Annotated in this window: 20 protein-coding genes; 8 read left to right on the top strand and 12 right to left on the bottom strand. The window is 71.7% G+C overall.

What is annotated here, in order from left to right; genetic code table 11:
- Positions 1-34 precede the first annotated feature (34 nt).
- From ACIRJT_RS33315 to ACIRJT_RS33285, 7 genes are all read right to left on the bottom strand, one after another.
- Complete coding sequence (locus ACIRJT_RS33315) at positions 35-748, bottom strand: C39 family peptidase (protein WP_403916731.1); 714 nt, start codon at positions 746-748, stop codon at positions 35-37.
- Positions 749-895: 147 nt separating this feature from the next.
- Positions 896-1,912 carry a winged helix-turn-helix domain-containing protein gene (locus tag ACIRJT_RS33310; RefSeq protein ID WP_403916729.1) on the bottom strand — a complete coding sequence of 339 codons (1,017 nt, stop codon included), beginning with the start codon at positions 1,910-1,912 and terminating at the stop codon, positions 896-898.
- Positions 1,913-2,147: 235 nt separating this feature from the next.
- Positions 2,148-2,453, bottom strand: coding sequence for a hypothetical protein (locus tag ACIRJT_RS33305; protein WP_403916726.1), 306 nt, complete (start codon positions 2,451-2,453; stop codon positions 2,148-2,150).
- Positions 2,454-2,964: 511 nt separating this feature from the next.
- A complete protein-coding gene (locus tag ACIRJT_RS33300; RefSeq protein WP_403916723.1) occupies positions 2,965-3,114 on the bottom strand; it encodes a hypothetical protein in 150 nt (49 codons plus the stop codon).
- An 11-nt stretch (positions 3,115-3,125) separates the two neighbouring features.
- Positions 3,126-3,824 (bottom strand): hypothetical protein, encoded by a 699-nt coding sequence (locus tag ACIRJT_RS33295; RefSeq protein WP_403916720.1) that lies wholly within the window; start codon positions 3,822-3,824, stop codon positions 3,126-3,128.
- A 380-nt stretch (positions 3,825-4,204) separates the two neighbouring features.
- Positions 4,205-4,672, bottom strand: coding sequence for a hypothetical protein (locus ACIRJT_RS33290; protein WP_403916717.1), 468 nt, complete (start codon positions 4,670-4,672; stop codon positions 4,205-4,207).
- Complete coding sequence (locus ACIRJT_RS33285) at positions 4,669-5,088, bottom strand: hypothetical protein (RefSeq protein ID WP_403916714.1); 420 nt, start codon at positions 5,086-5,088, stop codon at positions 4,669-4,671. Before ACIRJT_RS33285 ends, ACIRJT_RS33290 begins: the two co-directional genes overlap by 4 nt.
- A gap of 211 nt (positions 5,089-5,299) precedes the next feature.
- On the opposite strand from ACIRJT_RS33285, the gene ACIRJT_RS33280 reads away from it, so the two are divergent.
- The 7 genes from ACIRJT_RS33280 to ACIRJT_RS33250 all read left to right on the top strand — a co-directional run bounded on the left by ACIRJT_RS33280 (position 5,300) and on the right by ACIRJT_RS33250 (position 11,453).
- Positions 5,300-6,175, top strand: a complete 876-nt coding sequence (locus ACIRJT_RS33280; RefSeq protein ID WP_403916711.1) for a HipA family kinase — start codon at positions 5,300-5,302, stop codon at positions 6,173-6,175.
- A complete protein-coding gene (locus tag ACIRJT_RS33275; RefSeq protein WP_403916708.1) occupies positions 6,172-6,555 on the top strand; it encodes a DUF3037 domain-containing protein in 384 nt (127 codons plus the stop codon). The genes ACIRJT_RS33280 and ACIRJT_RS33275 overlap by 4 nt, the downstream gene beginning before the upstream one ends.
- Positions 6,556-6,774: 219 nt before the next feature.
- On the top strand, positions 6,775-7,536 hold the full coding sequence (fabG, locus tag ACIRJT_RS33270) for a 3-oxoacyl-ACP reductase FabG (RefSeq protein WP_030582031.1): 762 nt from the start codon (positions 6,775-6,777) through the stop codon (positions 7,534-7,536).
- A 31-nt stretch (positions 7,537-7,567) separates the two neighbouring features.
- A complete protein-coding gene (locus ACIRJT_RS33265; RefSeq protein WP_403916705.1) occupies positions 7,568-8,323 on the top strand; it encodes an SDR family oxidoreductase in 756 nt (251 codons plus the stop codon).
- Between the two features lie 118 nt (positions 8,324-8,441).
- Positions 8,442-10,022 (top strand): ABC transporter substrate-binding protein, encoded by a 1,581-nt coding sequence (locus tag ACIRJT_RS33260; RefSeq protein ID WP_403916703.1) that lies wholly within the window; start codon positions 8,442-8,444, stop codon positions 10,020-10,022.
- 92 nt (positions 10,023-10,114) lie between these two features.
- The gene (locus tag ACIRJT_RS33255; RefSeq protein WP_403916700.1) at positions 10,115-10,798 is read left to right on the top strand and encodes a uracil-DNA glycosylase; all 684 of its coding nucleotides are present in this window, start codon (positions 10,115-10,117) and stop codon (positions 10,796-10,798) included.
- Between the two features lie 133 nt (positions 10,799-10,931).
- Positions 10,932-11,453, top strand: coding sequence for a hypothetical protein (locus ACIRJT_RS33250; RefSeq protein WP_403916698.1), 522 nt, complete (start codon positions 10,932-10,934; stop codon positions 11,451-11,453).
- A 30-nt stretch (positions 11,454-11,483) separates the two neighbouring features.
- On the opposite strand, the gene ACIRJT_RS33245 is transcribed toward ACIRJT_RS33250, so the two are convergent.
- Both ACIRJT_RS33245 and ACIRJT_RS33240 read right to left on the bottom strand, forming a co-directional pair.
- The gene (locus ACIRJT_RS33245) at positions 11,484-11,954 is read right to left on the bottom strand and encodes a hypothetical protein (RefSeq protein WP_403916695.1); all 471 of its coding nucleotides are present in this window, start codon (positions 11,952-11,954) and stop codon (positions 11,484-11,486) included.
- Between the two features lie 113 nt (positions 11,955-12,067).
- Complete coding sequence (locus ACIRJT_RS33240) at positions 12,068-12,580, bottom strand: DinB family protein (RefSeq protein ID WP_403916692.1); 513 nt, start codon at positions 12,578-12,580, stop codon at positions 12,068-12,070.
- A gap of 143 nt (positions 12,581-12,723) precedes the next feature.
- Here ACIRJT_RS33240 and ACIRJT_RS33235 point away from each other — a divergent pair, with 143 nt between their 5' ends.
- On the top strand, positions 12,724-13,629 hold the full coding sequence (locus tag ACIRJT_RS33235) for a Gfo/Idh/MocA family protein (protein ID WP_403916690.1): 906 nt from the start codon (positions 12,724-12,726) through the stop codon (positions 13,627-13,629).
- Here the strand turns inward: ACIRJT_RS33235 and lnt are convergent.
- From lnt to ACIRJT_RS33220, 3 genes are all read right to left on the bottom strand, one after another.
- Positions 13,553-15,265: an apolipoprotein N-acyltransferase gene (gene lnt / locus ACIRJT_RS33230; RefSeq protein ID WP_403916687.1), complete on the bottom strand. Its 1,713-nt coding sequence runs from the start codon at positions 15,263-15,265 to the stop codon at positions 13,553-13,555. The genes ACIRJT_RS33235 and lnt overlap by 77 nt on opposite strands.
- 194 nt (positions 15,266-15,459) lie before the next feature.
- Complete coding sequence (locus ACIRJT_RS33225) at positions 15,460-15,972, bottom strand: nuclear transport factor 2 family protein (RefSeq protein WP_403916684.1); 513 nt, start codon at positions 15,970-15,972, stop codon at positions 15,460-15,462.
- Positions 15,973-16,054: 82 nt separating this feature from the next.
- The gene (locus ACIRJT_RS33220) at positions 16,055-16,924 is read right to left on the bottom strand and encodes a universal stress protein (RefSeq protein ID WP_403916682.1); all 870 of its coding nucleotides are present in this window, start codon (positions 16,922-16,924) and stop codon (positions 16,055-16,057) included.
- Positions 16,925-16,969 lie beyond the last annotated feature (45 nt).

Here is a 16,969-nt window from a genome sequence, read left to right as displayed (position 1 = left end):
CTCCTGGTCAAGGGGAGTGGGGTCGCGGGCGGAGTCAGGCGGAGTAGCCCTTCGGTGGGATCAGGGTGGCCAGCTGGTCGAAGGAGATCCAGTAGATCTGGTTGCCGCCGAAGGACGCGGGGTCCGCGATGAGGACGGTGCGGTCGACCGCGTCGTAGCCGAAGACGGTGAAGTAGTGATAGATCGTCTGGTCCGGCGGGTAGCCGGGCGGCTGGTTGCCGGGCGGGGCGACGATGTTGGCGACCAGCGGATAGCCGCGGTCGATGTCGTACGCGACGTCGTGCCACAGCAGGTCCCGCTGCCCCTGGGTGGGCGGGTCGTTCGGCATCTCCTTGGTCTCGTACCAGCCGCCGCCGAGCCGGGCGTTGAGCACACCGGTGACCTGGCCGATGTGGTCGGTGCCCGCCTCGGTCGTGCCGAGCTGCGCGGCCAGCTCGCCCTGGCTCGGCGCGGCGGTCCGGGCGGAGAGCGCGATCCGCGTCGCGGCGGGGCCGCACCAGTAGCCGGTCTCCTGGACCTGGTAGTCGATCTCCAGCCAGCGTGCGGCGCTCATTCGCCCGGCGGCGACCCGTAGCCGGGTCCCCGGCTCGTCGTACCCGGAGGCGAGGGCCGTCCCGGCCGTCGAGTCGTGGGCCCGCACGTCGACGACCGGGACGGCGGGGGCGGGCGACGCCTGAGCGGTGCCGGGGAGGAGGAGTGCTGCGAGGGTGAGGGCTGCGACCGTGCTGGGGACGAGTCTCGCGCGCATGAGGGCTCCTGTGGGGGACGGGGCCGTACGGGGACATCGGCGCGGGGACGGCAGTGGGGGCCGTCCGGCCGGGTGCGGTGCGGTGGCAGGAGACAGCGTGAGGTCCCGGCCGAGCAGGGCACAAGCGATGTAAGCCCAGGCTTACGGCTACGCTTCGCCGTCCGGCCCGAGACCGGCGCGGCGGTCCTCCGCGGCCAGCAGCGCGCGCCCCTCGGCGGTCGCGACGTGAAAGGCGCGGCCGGCCGTGCGGACGGTGGTGGTCAGCCCCGCCGCGCGCAGGACGTTCATGTGCTGGCTGACCGCCGGGTGGGTCACTTGGAGCATCCGGGCCGCCTCAACGGTGGAGCAGCCGGCGCGGGTGGCCCGCAGGAGGTCCGCACGGGTCTGCCCGAGGAGGCGGCCGAGGGCGCCCCGGCCCGTCGCCGGTCCCGTCACCCCGGTGGGCCCGGCCCAGTCGGCCGTGTGGTGGATGGGATGGACCAGGACGGGCGGCAGGCCGCCGTCCGCGAGGGTGGTCGGGGTGGGCCAGCAGAAGAACGACGGCTGGAGCACCAGCCCCCGCCCGTCCAGCCGCAGGAGCTGGTCGACCGGATAGGTGACCTCCAGCACGGGCGGCCGCCAGCGGACGTCGGGCCCGAGCCCGGCCAGCAGCGCCTCGGTGCCGCCGTCCATCAGGTGCCGTGTCCGCAGAGCGCGGTCCGCCTCCAGGGCCGCGCGGACGTGCGGCCAATGCGGCACGAGCGCTTCCGCCTGGTAGGCGCGGAGCGCCTCGCCCAGCCGCGCGAGCGCGTCCGTGTCGCCCTCGGCCAGGGAGCCGGCCCAGCCGGGCAGCCGCGTCGACCCGGCCAGTCGGGTCAGCTCCGCACGCAGCCTCGGCCGCGGTGTTCCGAGCAGGGTGTCGACGGCGGTCCGGAGCGTGGTGCGGCCACCGGAGGTGGGGGTGAGGAAGTCGGGGGAGTAGCCGCGGGGCGGCAGGAGCGGGGAGAGCAGGCGACGGCTCTCCGGGAGCCGGGGCCGCGCCCAGCGGCGCCACGCGCCGAAAACCCTTTCCCCGTCCGTCCGTTGCAGGGTCTGCACGCTGTTGGCGATCTCCCACAGGAAGTCCGGCCCCTGGGCCACCCTGACCCGCGTCAGGTCCTCGGGCGTGAAGTGGATCCGTAACATGGACGCTCCATCGGAAGGCGGCGCCGGCCACCGCACCCACGGGCCGCCGCGCGAACACCGGCGGGGAACAGGCCACTACCCGCCCTCGCGGCGGGATATGTCACGTCGAGCGGTGGCTGCGGCGGAGTCGGCGGAAAGCGGTCGGCGCGTCCACTTCCGCCGCCACGACTCGGCCCCTCCGTCCCGGCCGGCGCATCGAAGCTCGGACCGAGGGTCAGGTCGACCCCGGGGCCGGCTACGCGGCCCGGTCGTAGTGCGTGGGCGCCTCGGGGAACGGGCAGTCGGGTTCTTCGTCCTCCGTGCCGGCCGCCTGGCAAAGAAGCCTCTTCTCGGCCGTTCGGAGAAGGACCCAGGCGATGAACAGGGCGGCCGTGACCATCCAGGAGACGACCCACCAGCCGGCTGTCGGCCGGAGCACGGCCTCGGCGGCGGTGAGGGCCATCGCGATCACGTGAGCCCAGCACAGCAGAAGGCCGGCCCAGTGGGTGGCGCGGGTGATTCTGCGGTCGCCGGGTCTCGCTCCGAGTCTGTCCTGCCCCATGATTCCCCCGTATCGTCACGATCTTCTCTGCCCGACCTTGGCCGTTCAGGCGTTCGAACGCGAGAAGTGCCGCCTCATGGGGTCGGTTTCCAGCCCGTGATTCGTTGATGTCGGAACAGTTGTCACGAGGAAAGAGATGACTTGATCGATTCTCAATATGGGGTAGATCGGTCATCGAAGTCGACTCGTTCTGGCCTGTTCATGCGCTTCTGATCGAGGCCTTGTGCGTTTCGCGTGAAGGAGCCGTGGTGGCATGTGGGTCTTCGGTGGCCGCAGTGGTCGCTCTCGGGCGGATCGCGGACGTCCGGACGGTCGCGGTGCCGCCGTCGTATCCGACTTCGAAGGGGGCGCCGACGTCCGCACCACCCGGGAGCGCGGCGCGGTCCGGTGCCGCTGCCCCTGCGGCAGGAGGCGGTCGCAGGCCGGTACGCGCGGCGGCCGGCCGCGCGTCCGCCGCGCGCATCTGTCCGCACCCCTGCGGGTGCTGCTGCCCGGCCAGGACCATTTCCGCTCAGCCCCACGCCGCGTCGAGCCGTCGTCGCATCCAGGCGACGCGCTCAGCTACCGGGCGCGTGCGGAGTTCGACGATGGGGCCGGTGAGCTCCCGCAGGAAAGAGTTCGCGGGATCGGCCGTCACGACGTCATCGGCGCGCACGATCACCGGAAACCCCGTCAGAGCCGGGTCGCCCGGTGTGAGGGCCTCGCCGAGCTGTGGCACCTCGCAGGCGAAGAACCGTTCAGCGCATCTCGAGCGGTGGAAACCTGCTCGCGCAGCGTGAGGTTTCCGGTCTCGGCAATGTCCACCGCGAATAATTCGACGATGCGCGCGTAGGTGCGTCCGGCCGCCGACTCTTCGCCGATCTCCATATAGCTGATTGCCTTGTTCACCAGGGTGGCGGCGACATTCCCGCGCAGCCAGGTGTCGCTGCTCGACTCCCAGCGCTCGACGATCTCGTCGCAGACTTCGATGCTCGCTCGCGTGCGTTGCCGGTGGTTGTGGGTGTCTCTGCCGAGGGCGAGAAGCGTACTGAGGTTCATCAGTGCCCTGCAGCTCAGCCGTTCCGTCTCGGTCTCTCCTCCGCGGGGCACCAGGTCGACCACGCGCCTGAGAGAGTCGGTCGCGTGTGCGTACAGCTCGGGCACCGGAGCCGCGTCACGGTAGAGTTCGACGGCTCCGGAGATCGTCCGCAGCGCGAGGCTGTCGCCATGGGGCGCATACAGGCCGACGAGCCAGTCGGTCAAAATGAGCGAGTCGTCGAAGCGAGCCAACGAAATGCAGCGTTCTGTCGTCGCGGCGACGGTCATGCAGTGCGCCAGATCTTCATCGGGCGCCGGCCCGAGATCATGGGCGAGCACCGGAAACGTACGCATCAGCCACCTGTGAAAATCCGCATCCGCGTCGACCTGCCTCGTCGCCTGCTGTCGTGCCGCATCCCATCGGGCCAGAATGTTGTCCGCAGTCGTTCCCTGTCGAATGCGGGCAAGGCGATCGACTCCTTCCGGGCCGGGCCGCCCGCTGGTCCCGCACCCTCGGGCTGCCCGCCACGATGGCACAGCTTCGGACTGCGGGCAGGGGCGTCGGAGACGACGTCCGGGCGGCTGCTCTCCCGGTCGAACACCACCGCCCGAACCAACCGCTCCGGAGGTGGTGCAGCCGCGTACAGGCGAAACAGCGCGTCCGAGTCCTCGGGAGGCTCGGCGTCGGAGAGGGAGACCGGACCGGATCAGGACGGCGAGGGAGTCGAGGGAGGTCACACGGCCAGTGCGCCGGCAAGCAGAAGCAGATGCGCCGCGACGAACACCAGGGGCACGAGGCGCTCGGACGTGCCCAACTCGGCGTAGCGCTTGCGCCAGCCGACGACCGGGTCGCGGCGCAGGGCTTCCCACTCGTCCGCGAAGATCTTGACCGGAAGGTGCTCCTCGATCTTGTTGATGCCTTTGAACTTGGCCGTGTTGAGGTCCCGGTAGCTGCGAAGCTGGAGCCACCAGGTGGCGGACAGGGTCACTCCGGCCAGAGCCACGGCGAGCGCCGCCCACCAGGAGGACTTGGAGAGCTCCGGAAATCCGAAGCCGACGAGGCCGACGAACGCGGTCTGGACGGACAGGAAGAAGGCGTTGGCGGTCCCTCGGCGAGCGGAGACGCGGTCGGCCATCTCCACGGCGAGCTTGTAGAGCTCAAGGATCTCCGCGCGATGGTCCGGATCGTGAGGCGTCGTCACCGGTCCCCTCCGACCATCGCTTCGAGATCGGGCCACGCCGATGCGTGGAGTCTGTCGCCGGCCTCCTGTGAACCGAAGGGCGAGTCGGGCTTCTTCGGCCGCCCCATCAAGAGGTCCTCGAGTGTCTTGTCGTAGTCAAAACCGACGGACACAAGCTTCCGCATCGGTGCTCCCTGCCCCAGGTGGACGTACCTGCGCGCATCGTATGGGTCGCCGTCGACCGTGTTCGTCGAAACGTCGAAGGGTTGTCCGGTAACGGTCTTCGCCCGGCGAGGGCAAGCTCTACCGCTGTACCGGCTGTTCGCCCGTCCGGCCGGTGCGAGCTTGTACGGGCGGGATTTGCGGGTGTTGCGGACGACGCCACGGCGGTTGCGCTTTGCCGCACCGGATATCGCCGTGGTTTCGCTCGTGATCACCCTCGGTTACTATGCTCACTTCATCTCGGAGGCCGGAAGCGGAGGGTGCGCTGCCGTCGACGGACTGCTCGGGAAGCCGGGAACAGGGAGAACCGCATGTCGTGCGGACTCCTCGGAGTCTCCCCAGAGCCGTCGATGCGCGGATTCCGTGCCCAGCCCCTCCTGAGTCGATCGTGGTCCGCAAGGTTGAAGAGACGGGTGGCCTGGGAAAGTGCTAACGAAGGTGACGGCGACCCGCTATGTCACACCCCTGCGGGAGGGCGGCTCGCTCCCCGGAATCGTCGAGGCCGACGATCTCGGCACGTATGTCATGAAGTTCACCGGGGCGGGGCAGGGCCGCAAGACGCTGGTCGCGGAGGTCATCTGCGGGGAGCTCGGCCGTCGGCTGGGGCTGCGGGTGCCCGAGCTGGTGACCATCGAGCTCGACCCCGTCATCGGGCTCGCCGAGCCCGACGAGGAGGTGCAGGAGCTGCTCCGCGCGAGCGGCGGACTGAACCTCGGGATGGACTACCTGCCGGGCTCGTTCGGGTTCGATCCGCTCGCCTACGAGGTCGGGGCGGCCGAGGCCGGGCGGATCGTCTGGTTCGACGCGCTGATCAACAACGTCGACCGCTCCTGGCGCAACCCGAACCTGCTCGTCTGGCACGGCGACCTCTGGCTCATCGACCACGGCGCGACCATGATCTGGCACCACAACTGGCCCGGCGCCCAGGCCTCCGCCGCCAAGCCGTACAACGCCTCGGACCATGTCCTGGCGTCCTTCGGGCCGGACATCGCGGCCGCGGCCGCCGAGCTGGCCCCGTTGGTCACCGAGGACCTGCTCACCGAGGTCGCCGCCGCCGTTCCGGACGTCTGGCTGGCCGACGAGCCCGGCTTCGCCTCCGTCGACGAGGTGCGCCGGGCCTACATCGCACCGCTGCTCGCGCGGGCCGCCGACATCCACGGGCGGATCACCCTGGACACACCGGCCGCGGCCCGGCCCTCCCAGGCCCCGGGCTGGCTCACCGAGCGCCTGCCGCCGCGGCAGAAGCCCGGCGGCGACCGCGCCGCGGCAGCCGCCCGTACCGGTGAGGAGGGCGGCCGATGACGCGGCGCGATGTCTTCGAGTACGCACTGCTGCGTGTCGTGCCCCGGGTCGAGCGGGGGGAGTGCTTCAACGCCGGGGTGCTCGTCTACTGCCGGGCCCACTCGTTCGTCGCCGCCCGCACGCACCTGGACGAGGCGAAGCTGAAGGCGCTGGACCCGCGGGCCGATGTCATCGGGGTGCGGGCCGCCCTGCGCGCCGTCGAGGGTGTCTGCGGCGGCGGTGAGGGCGCGGGCCAGGCGGCGGGCGACGACGCCGGGCGGCGGTTCCGCTGGCTGATCGCCCCGCGCTCCACGGTCGTCCAGCCCGGCGCTGTGCACAGCGGCCTGACCACCGACCCGGCCGGTGAGGTGGAACGGCTGCTCGACCTCCTCGTGCGCTGATCCACGCCCCGGCCGGACCGCGACGGCACAGCGGCGGGCGCTCCCCGCCCGGTGTGACGTGCGGCCCGCCGGGGCGTACGCCGTTGACACCGGGTGCCAGGGCTTCTAGCGTCTCGTCTGCTGAAGGTACTAAGCGGTTGCTCAGTGATCGGGATTCCCTCTGTCAGGGAGACTCCCGACGCCCGCTGAGCCCCGATCCAAGGGCGAGGAGAACCAAGCATGTCCACCACCGAGCAGCGCGTCGCCATCGTGACGGGAGCGGCGCGGGGCATCGGCGCCGCCACCGCCGTCCGTCTCGCGGCCGAGGGCCGTTCCGTCGCCGTACTCGACCTCGACGAGGCGGCCTGCAAGGACACGGTCGAGAAGATCACCGCCGCCGGGGGCACCGCGCTCGCCGTCGGCTGCGACGTGTCGGACGCCGGCCAGGTGGAAGCCGCCGTCGCGCGGGTCGCCGCAGAGCTGGGCGCGCCGACGATCCTCGTGAACAACGCGGGCGTGCTCCGCGACAACCTGCTGTTCAAGATGAGCGAGTCCGACTGGGACCTCGTGATGAACGTGCACCTCAAGGGCGCGTTCCTGATGGCGAAGGCCGTCCAGGCCCACATGGTCGAGGCCAAGTTCGGCCGGATCGTCTCGCTCTCCTCCTCCTCGGCCCTCGGCAACCGGGGCCAGGCCAACTACTCCGCGGTCAAGGCGGGGCTCCAGGGCCTCACCAAGACGCTCGCCAAGGAGCTCGGCAAGTTCGGCGTCACCGCCAACGCCGTCGCGCCCGGCTTCATCGTCACGGAGATGACCGCGCAGACGGCCGCCCGCGTCGGCATGGGCTTCGAGGAGTTCCAGGCGGCCGCCGCCACCCAGATCCCGGTCCAGCGCGTCGGCCGTCCCGAGGACGTCGCGAACGCCATCGCCTTCTTCGCGGGCGACGACGCGGGCTTCGTCTCCGGCCAGGTCATGTACGTGGCCGGCGGGCCCCTCAACTGATCCGGAACCGATTCGAAGGGCAGCGGACAACATGACGGTGCAGGACAGCGGAAAGGTCGCCCTCATCACGGGCGCGAGCCGGGGCATCGGCTACGGGATCGCCGAGGCGCTCGTCGCCCGCGGCGACCGGGTGGCCATCACCGGGCGGGGCGAGGACGCCCTCAAGGAGGCCGTCGAGCGGCTCGGCTCCGACCGGGTGATCGGCATCGCGGGCAAGGCGCACGACCAGGCGCACCAGGCCGTGGCGGTCGAGCGCACGATGGAGGCCTTCGGCCGGGTCGACCACCTGGTGAACAACGCCGGGACGAATCCGGTCTTCGGTCCCATGGCGGAGCTCGACCTGAACGTCGCCCGCAAGGTCTACGAGACCAATGTGATCTCGGCGCTGGGCTTCGCCCAGCAGACCTGGAAGGCCTGGCAGAAGGAGAACGGCGGGACGATCGTGAACATCGCCTCGGTCGCCGGGGTCTCCGCGTCGCCGTTCATCGGCGCGTACGGCATGAGCAAGGCGGCGATGGTCAACCTGACCCTCCAGCTGGCGCACGAGTTCGCCCCGGTCGTCCGGGTCAACGCCATCGCCCCGGCCGTGGTCAAGACCAGGTTCGCCGAGGCCCTCTACGAGGGACGCGAAGCGGAGGCGGCCGCCGCCTATCCGCTGGGCCGGCTCGGCGTGCCCGAGGACATCGGCGGCGCGGCTGCCTTCCTCACCTCCGCGCAGTCCGACTGGATCACCGGCCAGACCCTCGTGGTCGACGGGGGAATCTTCCTCAACGCCGGCGTGGGCTGAGAGTGGCCTGAGCCGATTTGGCCCTGATTGAGTCAAGTGCCCCGCCGGGCCACCGGATTGACCCGGTGGGGCGCTGCGGTATGGTCTGCCGACCCATGGCTGATCGAGGAGCGTGCGCGTGTTCTACCGGGCCAGTCTGCAGGCTGCTGCAGCCCTAGCTTCCCTTTCTCTGCTGGCCGGCTGCGGTCTCCTTTCCGACAGTGGATCGGAAACGGACCAGAAGATAGTCGTCGGGACGACCAGCTCCCCGTCCACACTGGATCCCGCGGCAGCCTGGGACGGCTCCTGGGAGCTGATGCGGAACGTCTACCAGACTCTGGTGAGCTTCCCCTCCGGCAGTACGAGTCCGGAGCCGGACGCGGCGGACTCCTGCAAGTTCACGGACGCCACGAGCATGGCGTACCGGTGCACGCTCAAGAAGAACCTCAAGTTCTCCAACGGCGAGAAGCTCGACGCCGAGGCTGTGAAGTTCTCCATCGACCGCATCGTGGACATCCACTTCAAGGGCGGCCCGGCCGGGATGCTCGACTCCCTGGACCGGATCGAGACCAAGGGCGACGACACGGTCGTCTTCCACCTGAACAAGTCCGACGCCACGTTCCCGTTCATCCTGGCCACGCCCGCGATGTCGCTGGTCGCTCCCGGCGACTACCCCAAGGACAAGATCCGCGACGACGGCAGGATCACCGGTTCCGGCCCCTACCTCCTGGAGTCCTACGAGGACCGGGTCACCGCCGAGCTGAAGAAGAACCCGGACTACAAGGGCTTCGCCGACCGGAAGAACGACGCGGTCACCATCCGCTACTTCGAGCAGTCCGCCGACATGGTGACCGCGCTCAAGGCGGACGAGATCGACGCCACCTACCGGGGTCTGACCGCCGAGGAGGTCGTCAGCCTGGAGGACAACAAGGACGACAACGCCGGCCTCCAGATCGTCGAGAGCACCGGCGCGGACATCCGCTTCCTGGTCTTCAACCCGAAGGACCCGGCCGCCGCGAACCCCGCCGTCCGCAAGGCCATCGCCCACGTCGTGGACCGCGACGCCCTCGTCGCCAAGGTCTACCGGGGAACCGCCGAGCCGCTCTACTCCATGGTCCCCAAGGGCATCGCCGGACACACCACGAGCTTCTTCGACACCTTCGGCGACCCGGACGTGAAGAAGGCGAAGGACATCCTCACCGGGGCCGGCATCACCAAGCCCGTGAAGATGAAGTTCTGGTACACCACCGACCGTTACGGCTCCTCCACGGAGCCCGAGTTCGAGGAGCTCAAGCGACAGCTGGAGGCGTCCGGGCTGTTCGAGATCACGCTGCGGGGCGAGCCCTGGAAGACCTTCCAGGAAGGCTTCAACAAGGGCGAGTACCCGGTCTTCGGCCGCGGCTGGTTCCCGGACTTCCCGGATCCCGACAACTTCATCGCCCCCTTCGTGGGCAAGGAGAGCGTCACCGGCACGCCGTACGTCAACAAGGAGATCACCCAGCAGCTGATCCCCGCCTCGCGGCAGGAGAGCGACCGGGGCGCGGTCAGCAAGCAGTTCGAGCGGGCCCAGGAGATCCTCGTCGAGGACGTCCGCCTGCTGCCGCTGTGGCAGGGCAAGCTGTACGTCGCCTCGGGCGAGGACATCGGCGGCAGCGAGCGCGCACTCGACCCGCAGACCGTGATGCAGCTGTGGGAGCTGTACCGCAAGGCCAGCTGGTAGACGCCGTACGGAAGGGGCTCCCGGGGTCCGTTGTCAGTGGCGCCCGGTAGGTTCTGGGATCAAGAACCTGTTGCTCACCGGAGGTTGTGGACGTGACCGATATCGACCTGCTGCCCGAGTCCTGGCGCGCCGTCCTCGGCGAAGAACTCCAGAAGCCCTACGTCAAGGAACTGGCGGACTTCGTCGAGGAGGAGCGGGCGAAGGGACCCGTCTATCCCCCGCGCGAGCAGGTCTTCGCCGCCCTGGACGCCACGCCGTACGAGAAGGTGAAGGTCCTCGTCCTCGGCCAGGACCCGTATCACGGCGAGGGCCAGGGGCACGGGCTCTGCTTCTCCGTGCGGCCCGGCGTCAGGACGCCTCCGTCGCTGCGCAACATCTACAAGGAGATGCAGCAGGAGCTCGGCCTGCCGATCCCGGACAACGGCTATCTGATGCCCTGGGCCGAGCAGGGCGTCCTGCTGCTCAACGCCGTGCTCACCGTCCGGGCCGGCGAGGCCAACTCCCACAAGAACAAGGGCTGGGAGAAGATCACCGACGCGGTGATCCGCGCCGTCGCCGACCGGCCCGACCCGGCCGTCTTCGTGCTCTGGGGCAACTACGCGCAGAAGAAGCTGCCCCTGATCGACGAGGAGCGCCACGTGGTGGTGAAGGGCGCGCACCCCTCGCCGCTCTCCGCCAAGAAGTTCTTCGGCTCCCGCCCCTTCACGCAGATCAACGAGGCCGTGGCCGCCCAGGGCCATCAGCCGATCGACTGGCGGATCCCCGGACTCGGCTGACGGAGCCCGGCCGACACCCCGGCCGACACCCGGCCTACGGGCCCCGACGCCCGTGTCTGACCGGTTATGCGCAAGCCCGGCGTTAGCGTCGGACCGACGGCAACCGGCTGGACCGGCGACGGAGGAGACCGCAGTGGTGGAGCAGCAGGAGGCGTCCGAAGACGCCGTCATGACCAGGATCGGCCAGGCGATCATGCTGCTCCACGGAGGTGACCGGGAGGAGGCCCGCAACCGCTTCGGCGCGCTCTGGTCGGAGCTCGGAGCGGACGGTGACGCCCTGCACCGCTGCACCCTCGCGCACTACATGGCCGACACCCAGGACGACCCCGGCGACGAGCTGGCCTGGGATCTGCGCGCCCTGACGGCCGCCGAGGGGCTGAGAACCGCCGAGGAGCCGGGTGAGGGCGACGGGCCGGGCGAGAGGCGCGGCGGAGCCCGGGGGCCGGAACACCGGGACACCCCGGCCGTCCGGGCGTTCTACCCCTCGCTGCACCTCAACCTCGCGGCGGACTACCTCAAGCTCCAGCGCCCCGACTCGGCCCGTATCCACCTCCAGCGGGCCCGCGCCGCGGCCGAGTCGCTCGCGGACGACGGGTACGGCGGCGGGGTCCGCGCCGCCATCGACCGCCTGGAGCTCCGCATGCGGGAGCAGTGACCTCCGCCGGCCCGCGCGGGGGCCGGAGCGTCAGCGACCGTACGTCTGCGAGCAGATGCGGGACTCCGGGCTGCCCGCGGGCCAGCCGCCGTACCCCCGGCCGAGCGCGCAGACGTCCGGCCCGCCGCCGGAGGCGCGCGGCAGGGCGGGCACGGGGACGGACGGGATGCCCGGGGCCCGGCGGGGCGGGGGCTCCGGCGGGTCCGGGCGCTCCCGGGGACGGGAGGCCCCCGCGGGTCCGGAGCGCGGAGCCTTGGCCGGGGAGCCGGCGGCCGAAGGCGCGGGGGAGGGCGGCAGGGCTGCCGACGGGCTTGGATCCGGCACGGCCTCCAGCGCCTCCCGGGCGGGTGGCTGCACGATCTGCGGGGCCACGTCCTGGACAGGTCCGGTGGTGCCCGGCTGCGGGGAGGGCAAGGCGCGGGGCTCCACCGACACGCAGCCCGAGACGGCTGTGACCGCCAGCCCGACCAGGAGTCCCGCGGTGATTCTGGTTCTCTGCACCCGACAACTCTGCGGTGCCACCCGGCCTCGGGGGACCCGGTGCGCCGGGAATGGCCCGCACGAGTGACCCGGTCAGCACGGCGCCCGGCCCGTGCTCGCCGGGGATGGGGCCGTCAGTCGCCGGTGGCGCCGTCCACGCGCTCGCGCACCAGGTCGGCGTGGCCGTTGTGCCGCGCGTACTCCTCGATCATGTGCGTGTAGATCCAGCGCAGACTGAACGGCTCGCCCGCGGAGCCGACGCCCTGGGAGAAGTCGTCCAGGTGATACGCGGCGGCGTTCCTCCGGGCCGCCGTGACCTCAGCCCGCCAGGCGGCATCCGCCTCGGCCCAGGTGTCCGACCCCGTCACATGCCACTCACCGTCGGGGTCCTCCTCGGTGGAGTAGAGGTCCGGCAACTCCTCACCCGCCAGCACCTCACGGAACCAGCCGCGCTCCACCTCGGCCATGTGCCGGAGGAGCCCGAGCAACGTGAAAGCGGACGGCGGCACCGAGGCCTCGCGCACCTGGGCGTCCGTCAGCCCCGCGCACTTCATGGCCATGGTCGCGCGGTGGTAGTCGAGCCAGCCCTCCAGCATGGGGCGTTCGGCTGCGTCGAGAGCGGGTTCGGAGCGTTCCGGAAAAGTCATGGGGGCCATAGTGACCCATGATCATGGCCCTGGCCAGGGGATTCGCGAGCGGACCGGCAGAGGGGCGCAGGACGGCGGCGACGTATGCTGCCGGGGCGCGAACAGCCGCGCACAGCGGCGCGGCACGGCGACAGGGAGACCTCGTGAAGATCGGTTGCATCGGGCTCGGCGACATCGCCCAGAAGGCGTACCTGCCGGTGCTCACGGCCGTACCGGGGGTCGAACTCCATCTGCAGACCCGCACCCCCACCACGCTCCACGCGGTCGGCGACGCCCACCGCGTTCCGGCCGACGCCCGTCACACGACCCTCGACTCCCTCCTCGCCGCAGGGCTGGACGCGGCGTTCGTCCACGCCCCGACCGCCGTGCACCCGCAGATCGTGGAACCGCTCCTCGAAGCCGGCGTCGCCACCTATGTCGACAAGCCGATCGCCTATGAGTACGCCGACTCCGAGCGGCTGGTGACCCTCGCCGAGGAACGCGGCGTCAGCCTCGCCGTCGGCTTCAACCGCCGCTTCGCCCCGGGCTACGCGCAGTGCGCGGAGCACCCGCGCGAGCTGATCCTCATGCAGAAGAACCGGGTCGGGCTGCCCGAGGACCCCCGGACGATGATCCTCGACGACTTCATCCACGTCGTCGACACCCTGCGCTTCCTGGTCCCGGGCACCGTCGACCACACCACCGTGCGGGCCCGGATCGTGGACGGCCTGATGCACCACGTGGTGCTCCAGCTGTCCGGCGACGGATTCACCGCGATCGGCATGATGAACCGGCTGAACGGATCGACCGAGGAGATCCTCGAAGTCTCCGGCCAGGACACCAAGCGACAGGTCCTCAACCTCGCGGACATCGTCGACCACAAGGGGCAGCCGAGTGTGCGGCGGCGCGGCGACTGGGTCCCCGTGGCCCGGCAGCGCGGCATCGAAGCCTGCGTGCACGCCTTCCTCGACGCCGTGCGCCGGGGCGAAACGCTCAGTGCCCGGGACTCCCTGGCGACCCATGAGCTGTGCGAGCGGGTGGTCCGGGAGGCCCTGGAGCAGGCCTCCTGAGCGCCCGCAGTCCCTCGACGGCGCACAGCACGGCCAGCGCCGCCAGCGCCCCGTGCACCGGCCAGTCCCCGAACCGGCCGTAGAGCGTGCTCCCGCGTGCCAGCGGCAGGTCGAACACCTCCGTCGCGCTCGCGTCCGTGCCGAGCGGGCGGCCCACCCGCTCCCCCCGGGGCCCGTACGCCGCGCTGATCCCGGTGAGCGTCGCGTGGACCGTCGGGCGACCGTTCTCGGCGGCCCGCAGCGCCCCCAGCGAGGCGTGCTGGGCCGGGGCCCAACTGTCCTGGAACGTCGAGGTGGCGGACTGGGCGACGATCACCTGTGCCCCGTCGCGCACCAGCCTGCGGCTCATGTCGGGGAACGCCGACTCGAAGCAGACCAGCGGACCGATCCGCAGCCCCCGCGCCCCGTCCGGCAGGGTCATCACCACCTGCCGGTCGCCGCGCAGCCGGTCCTCGCCCGCCGCCTTGCCCACGGACGTCGCCCACCCCAGCAGGGAGCGGGCCGGGACGTACTCGCCGAACGGGACCAGACGCATCTTGTCGTAGCGGTCCCCGGTCGGCCCGCCGGGACCCACGAGCACCGCCGACTTGAAGATCCCCGACCGCCCCGAGCCGTCCGTCTGCCGGGCGTCCACGTTGACCAGCAGGTCCGCGCCGATCAGGCGGGACAGCCCGGCCAGCCGCCGCGCGGTCTCCGGGCGCTCCCACGCACCCGCGCCGATACTGCTCTCACCCCACACCACCAGGTCCACGCCCCGGCCACGCAGCGAACGGGTCAGCTCCTCGCCCCGGTCGAAGCGGCGCGCGACGCTTCCCGGCCCCTCCACGACGCCCGGCTGCACGACGGCGATCCTGACCGTGCCGGTGCTCGCGGGCCGGGGCGCCCAGGCCGCCACCGCCGCGACGGACAGGGCGCACACCAGCAGCAGGACCCCGGCGGCCGTACGGGCCGCGCGGCCGACGACCAGCAGGGCCGCGCCGGTGTTCACCGCGAGCACCAGCAGACTCACCAGCCACACCCCGCCCACCGAGGCGACCCGCAGGGCGGGGGCGGCCTCCCACTGACTCGCGCCGAGAAGCCCCCAGGGCCCGCCGAGCCCTTCCCAGGAGCGGACCAGCTCGATCATCAGCCACCCGGAGGGCACGACCACCACGGCGGCGACGGCACGCGACGCGGAAGGGGACCCGCCGAGCAGCCGGGACACCAGCAGCCCCCAGGGAGCCCAGAGCAGCCCCAGCAGGGCGGCCAGCAGCACGATGAAGACGTGGAGGCTCGGCATCAGCCAGTGGTGCACCGCGAGGACGAAGCCGACGCCGCCGATCCAGCCGTCCAGCGCGGCCCTGCGGGGGGAGCGCGCGGTGCGGATCAGCAGCAGCCAGGGGACCAGCGCGACGTAGGCGAACCACCAGAGTCCGGGCGCGGGAAAGGCGAGCGCGGGCAGCGCCCCGGCGAGCAGCGCCGCCGCGCCCCGGGTCCAGGAGGACGAGAACACCCCCGGGTCGGCGGAGCCCCGGCCACCGGCCGCCGGCCCACCACCGGAGGCACCACCACCGGACGTGCCGTCACCGGACGTGCCCGCGCCGGACGCACCGGCCGCGTTCCGGCCGACCGGGAGACGCCCGCCCCGGATGCGCATGCCGTGCCCTCCTCGGTCGTGCGCGGGCGGGCAATCGCCGTCACCGCGTCAACCCCTGGATACCCAGTGTGGGGGAGGTGATCCCCGCCGGACACAGGACACGGGCCGAGCGGGGCAGGGCGGGCGGACCCGGCGCCCTCGGCCGGCGGCGACGGCAGGGCGACGACAGTGCGATGGCAGGGCGACGGCAGTGTTTACGCGCCCGGCGTCCGGCGCCACTTCTCGTGGACGGTGACCGTGCGGATCAGCCAGCCCTGTTCGGCGCGGTGCAGCTCGAAGGTGTAGCGGCCGCCGGTCACGAAGTCGGGCGTCGCACCCCCGGCCTGCCCGGAACCAGCTCCCCCCGGCGCGTCCGCGTCCGAGCCGCTCGCCGCCTTCCGGGCCAGGCACATCGGATTGAGGTAGTCGGCCCGCACCTCGGCCCGGTCGCCCGTGTAGCCGCCCAGGTCCTCCAGGTCGATCCGGCGATTGACGATCAGGTGCTGACGTACGGGGAAGAGGCGCATCGTCTCCTCCAGCCACCGGGCGATCTCGTCGGCCGGGCCCTCCACGCCCCCCGCGCCCCGGTAGTCCGCGCGGCCGTCCGGGGTGAACAGGGCGCCGTAGTCCGACCAGGCCCCGTCGTCGACGGCCACCGCGTATCCGGTGATCACCGCATCGACGGCAAGTCGGTCCATCACGGTCGCGAGTGCCACACGCTGTGTCATCGGTCAAGTCTCGGTCAAACCGCCCGCCAGGCCAAGGGGCCCGCACCGACGGGACCCCCGGGGCCGGAACCGACCGGTCGGCTCAGCAGGGCACGACGGCGACCGGCCCCAGCGCGTGCGTGACCGCCGTCTGCGCCACCGGGGACAGCCCGAGCCCGAGCGACTCGCCGCCCTTGCGGCGGCCGACCACCGTCAGGGCCGCCGTCGCCGACGCGGTCACCAGGGTGCGCGAGGCCGAACCGTTGACCGGCTCCCGGACGATCTCCACCTGCGGGTACTTCTCGTGCCACCCCGACGTCAGCTCGGCCAGGGTCCGCGCGGCCGAGCCCGCCGCCTCCTGCCGGTCCAGGACGGGGCCGCCCGCGAGCATCGAGGAGAACATCGTCCAGCCGTGCACGATCCGCAGCCGGGCGCCCGGCCGGGAAGCCGCGGTGGCGAAGGCGAACTCCAGGACCGCCTCGCTGCTCTCGTCGGCGGCCACCCCCGCCACGATGTCGGTGAAGGCCCCCGCGTCCCCGGCGCGGTCGTCGTCCCCCTCCGGGCGGTCCTCCTGCACGACGACGACGGGACAGCTCGCCATCGACGCGGTCGCGAGGCTGTTGGAACCGACCATCAGCGAGCGGAAGCCGCCGAGCCCGCGCGAGCCGACCACGATCATCGACGCGTCCCGGCCGAGCGATACCAGGGCCGCCGACGGGAAGTCCAGCGGGGCCAGCGTCGAAGGCCGCAGCTCCGGAGCGATGAGTGCGCTCCGGCGCACGGACTCGGCCAGCAGGGTCTGCGCCTCGCGCCGTCCGGTCTCCTCGTCGACCTGCCGGGTGAGCGGGCGGACGTGGACGATCAGCAGGGGCAGCCCCCGCCGCACGGCTTCGTGGGTGGCCCAGTCGAGCGCCCGCCGACTGTGCGTGGAACCGTCGACTGCGGCGATCACGGGAAGATCGTTGGTGGTCATGCCTCCGAGCGTACGTCGCCGGGCGGACGGCTCTCACTTGCGGTG

It is taken from the genome of Streptomyces sp. NPDC102283, from assembly GCF_044766265.1.
Classification (GTDB): domain Bacteria; phylum Actinomycetota; class Actinomycetes; order Streptomycetales; family Streptomycetaceae; genus Streptomyces.
The sequence above is the reverse complement of the archived record's forward strand: the minus strand, read 5'-3'. Positions and strand labels throughout refer to the sequence as shown.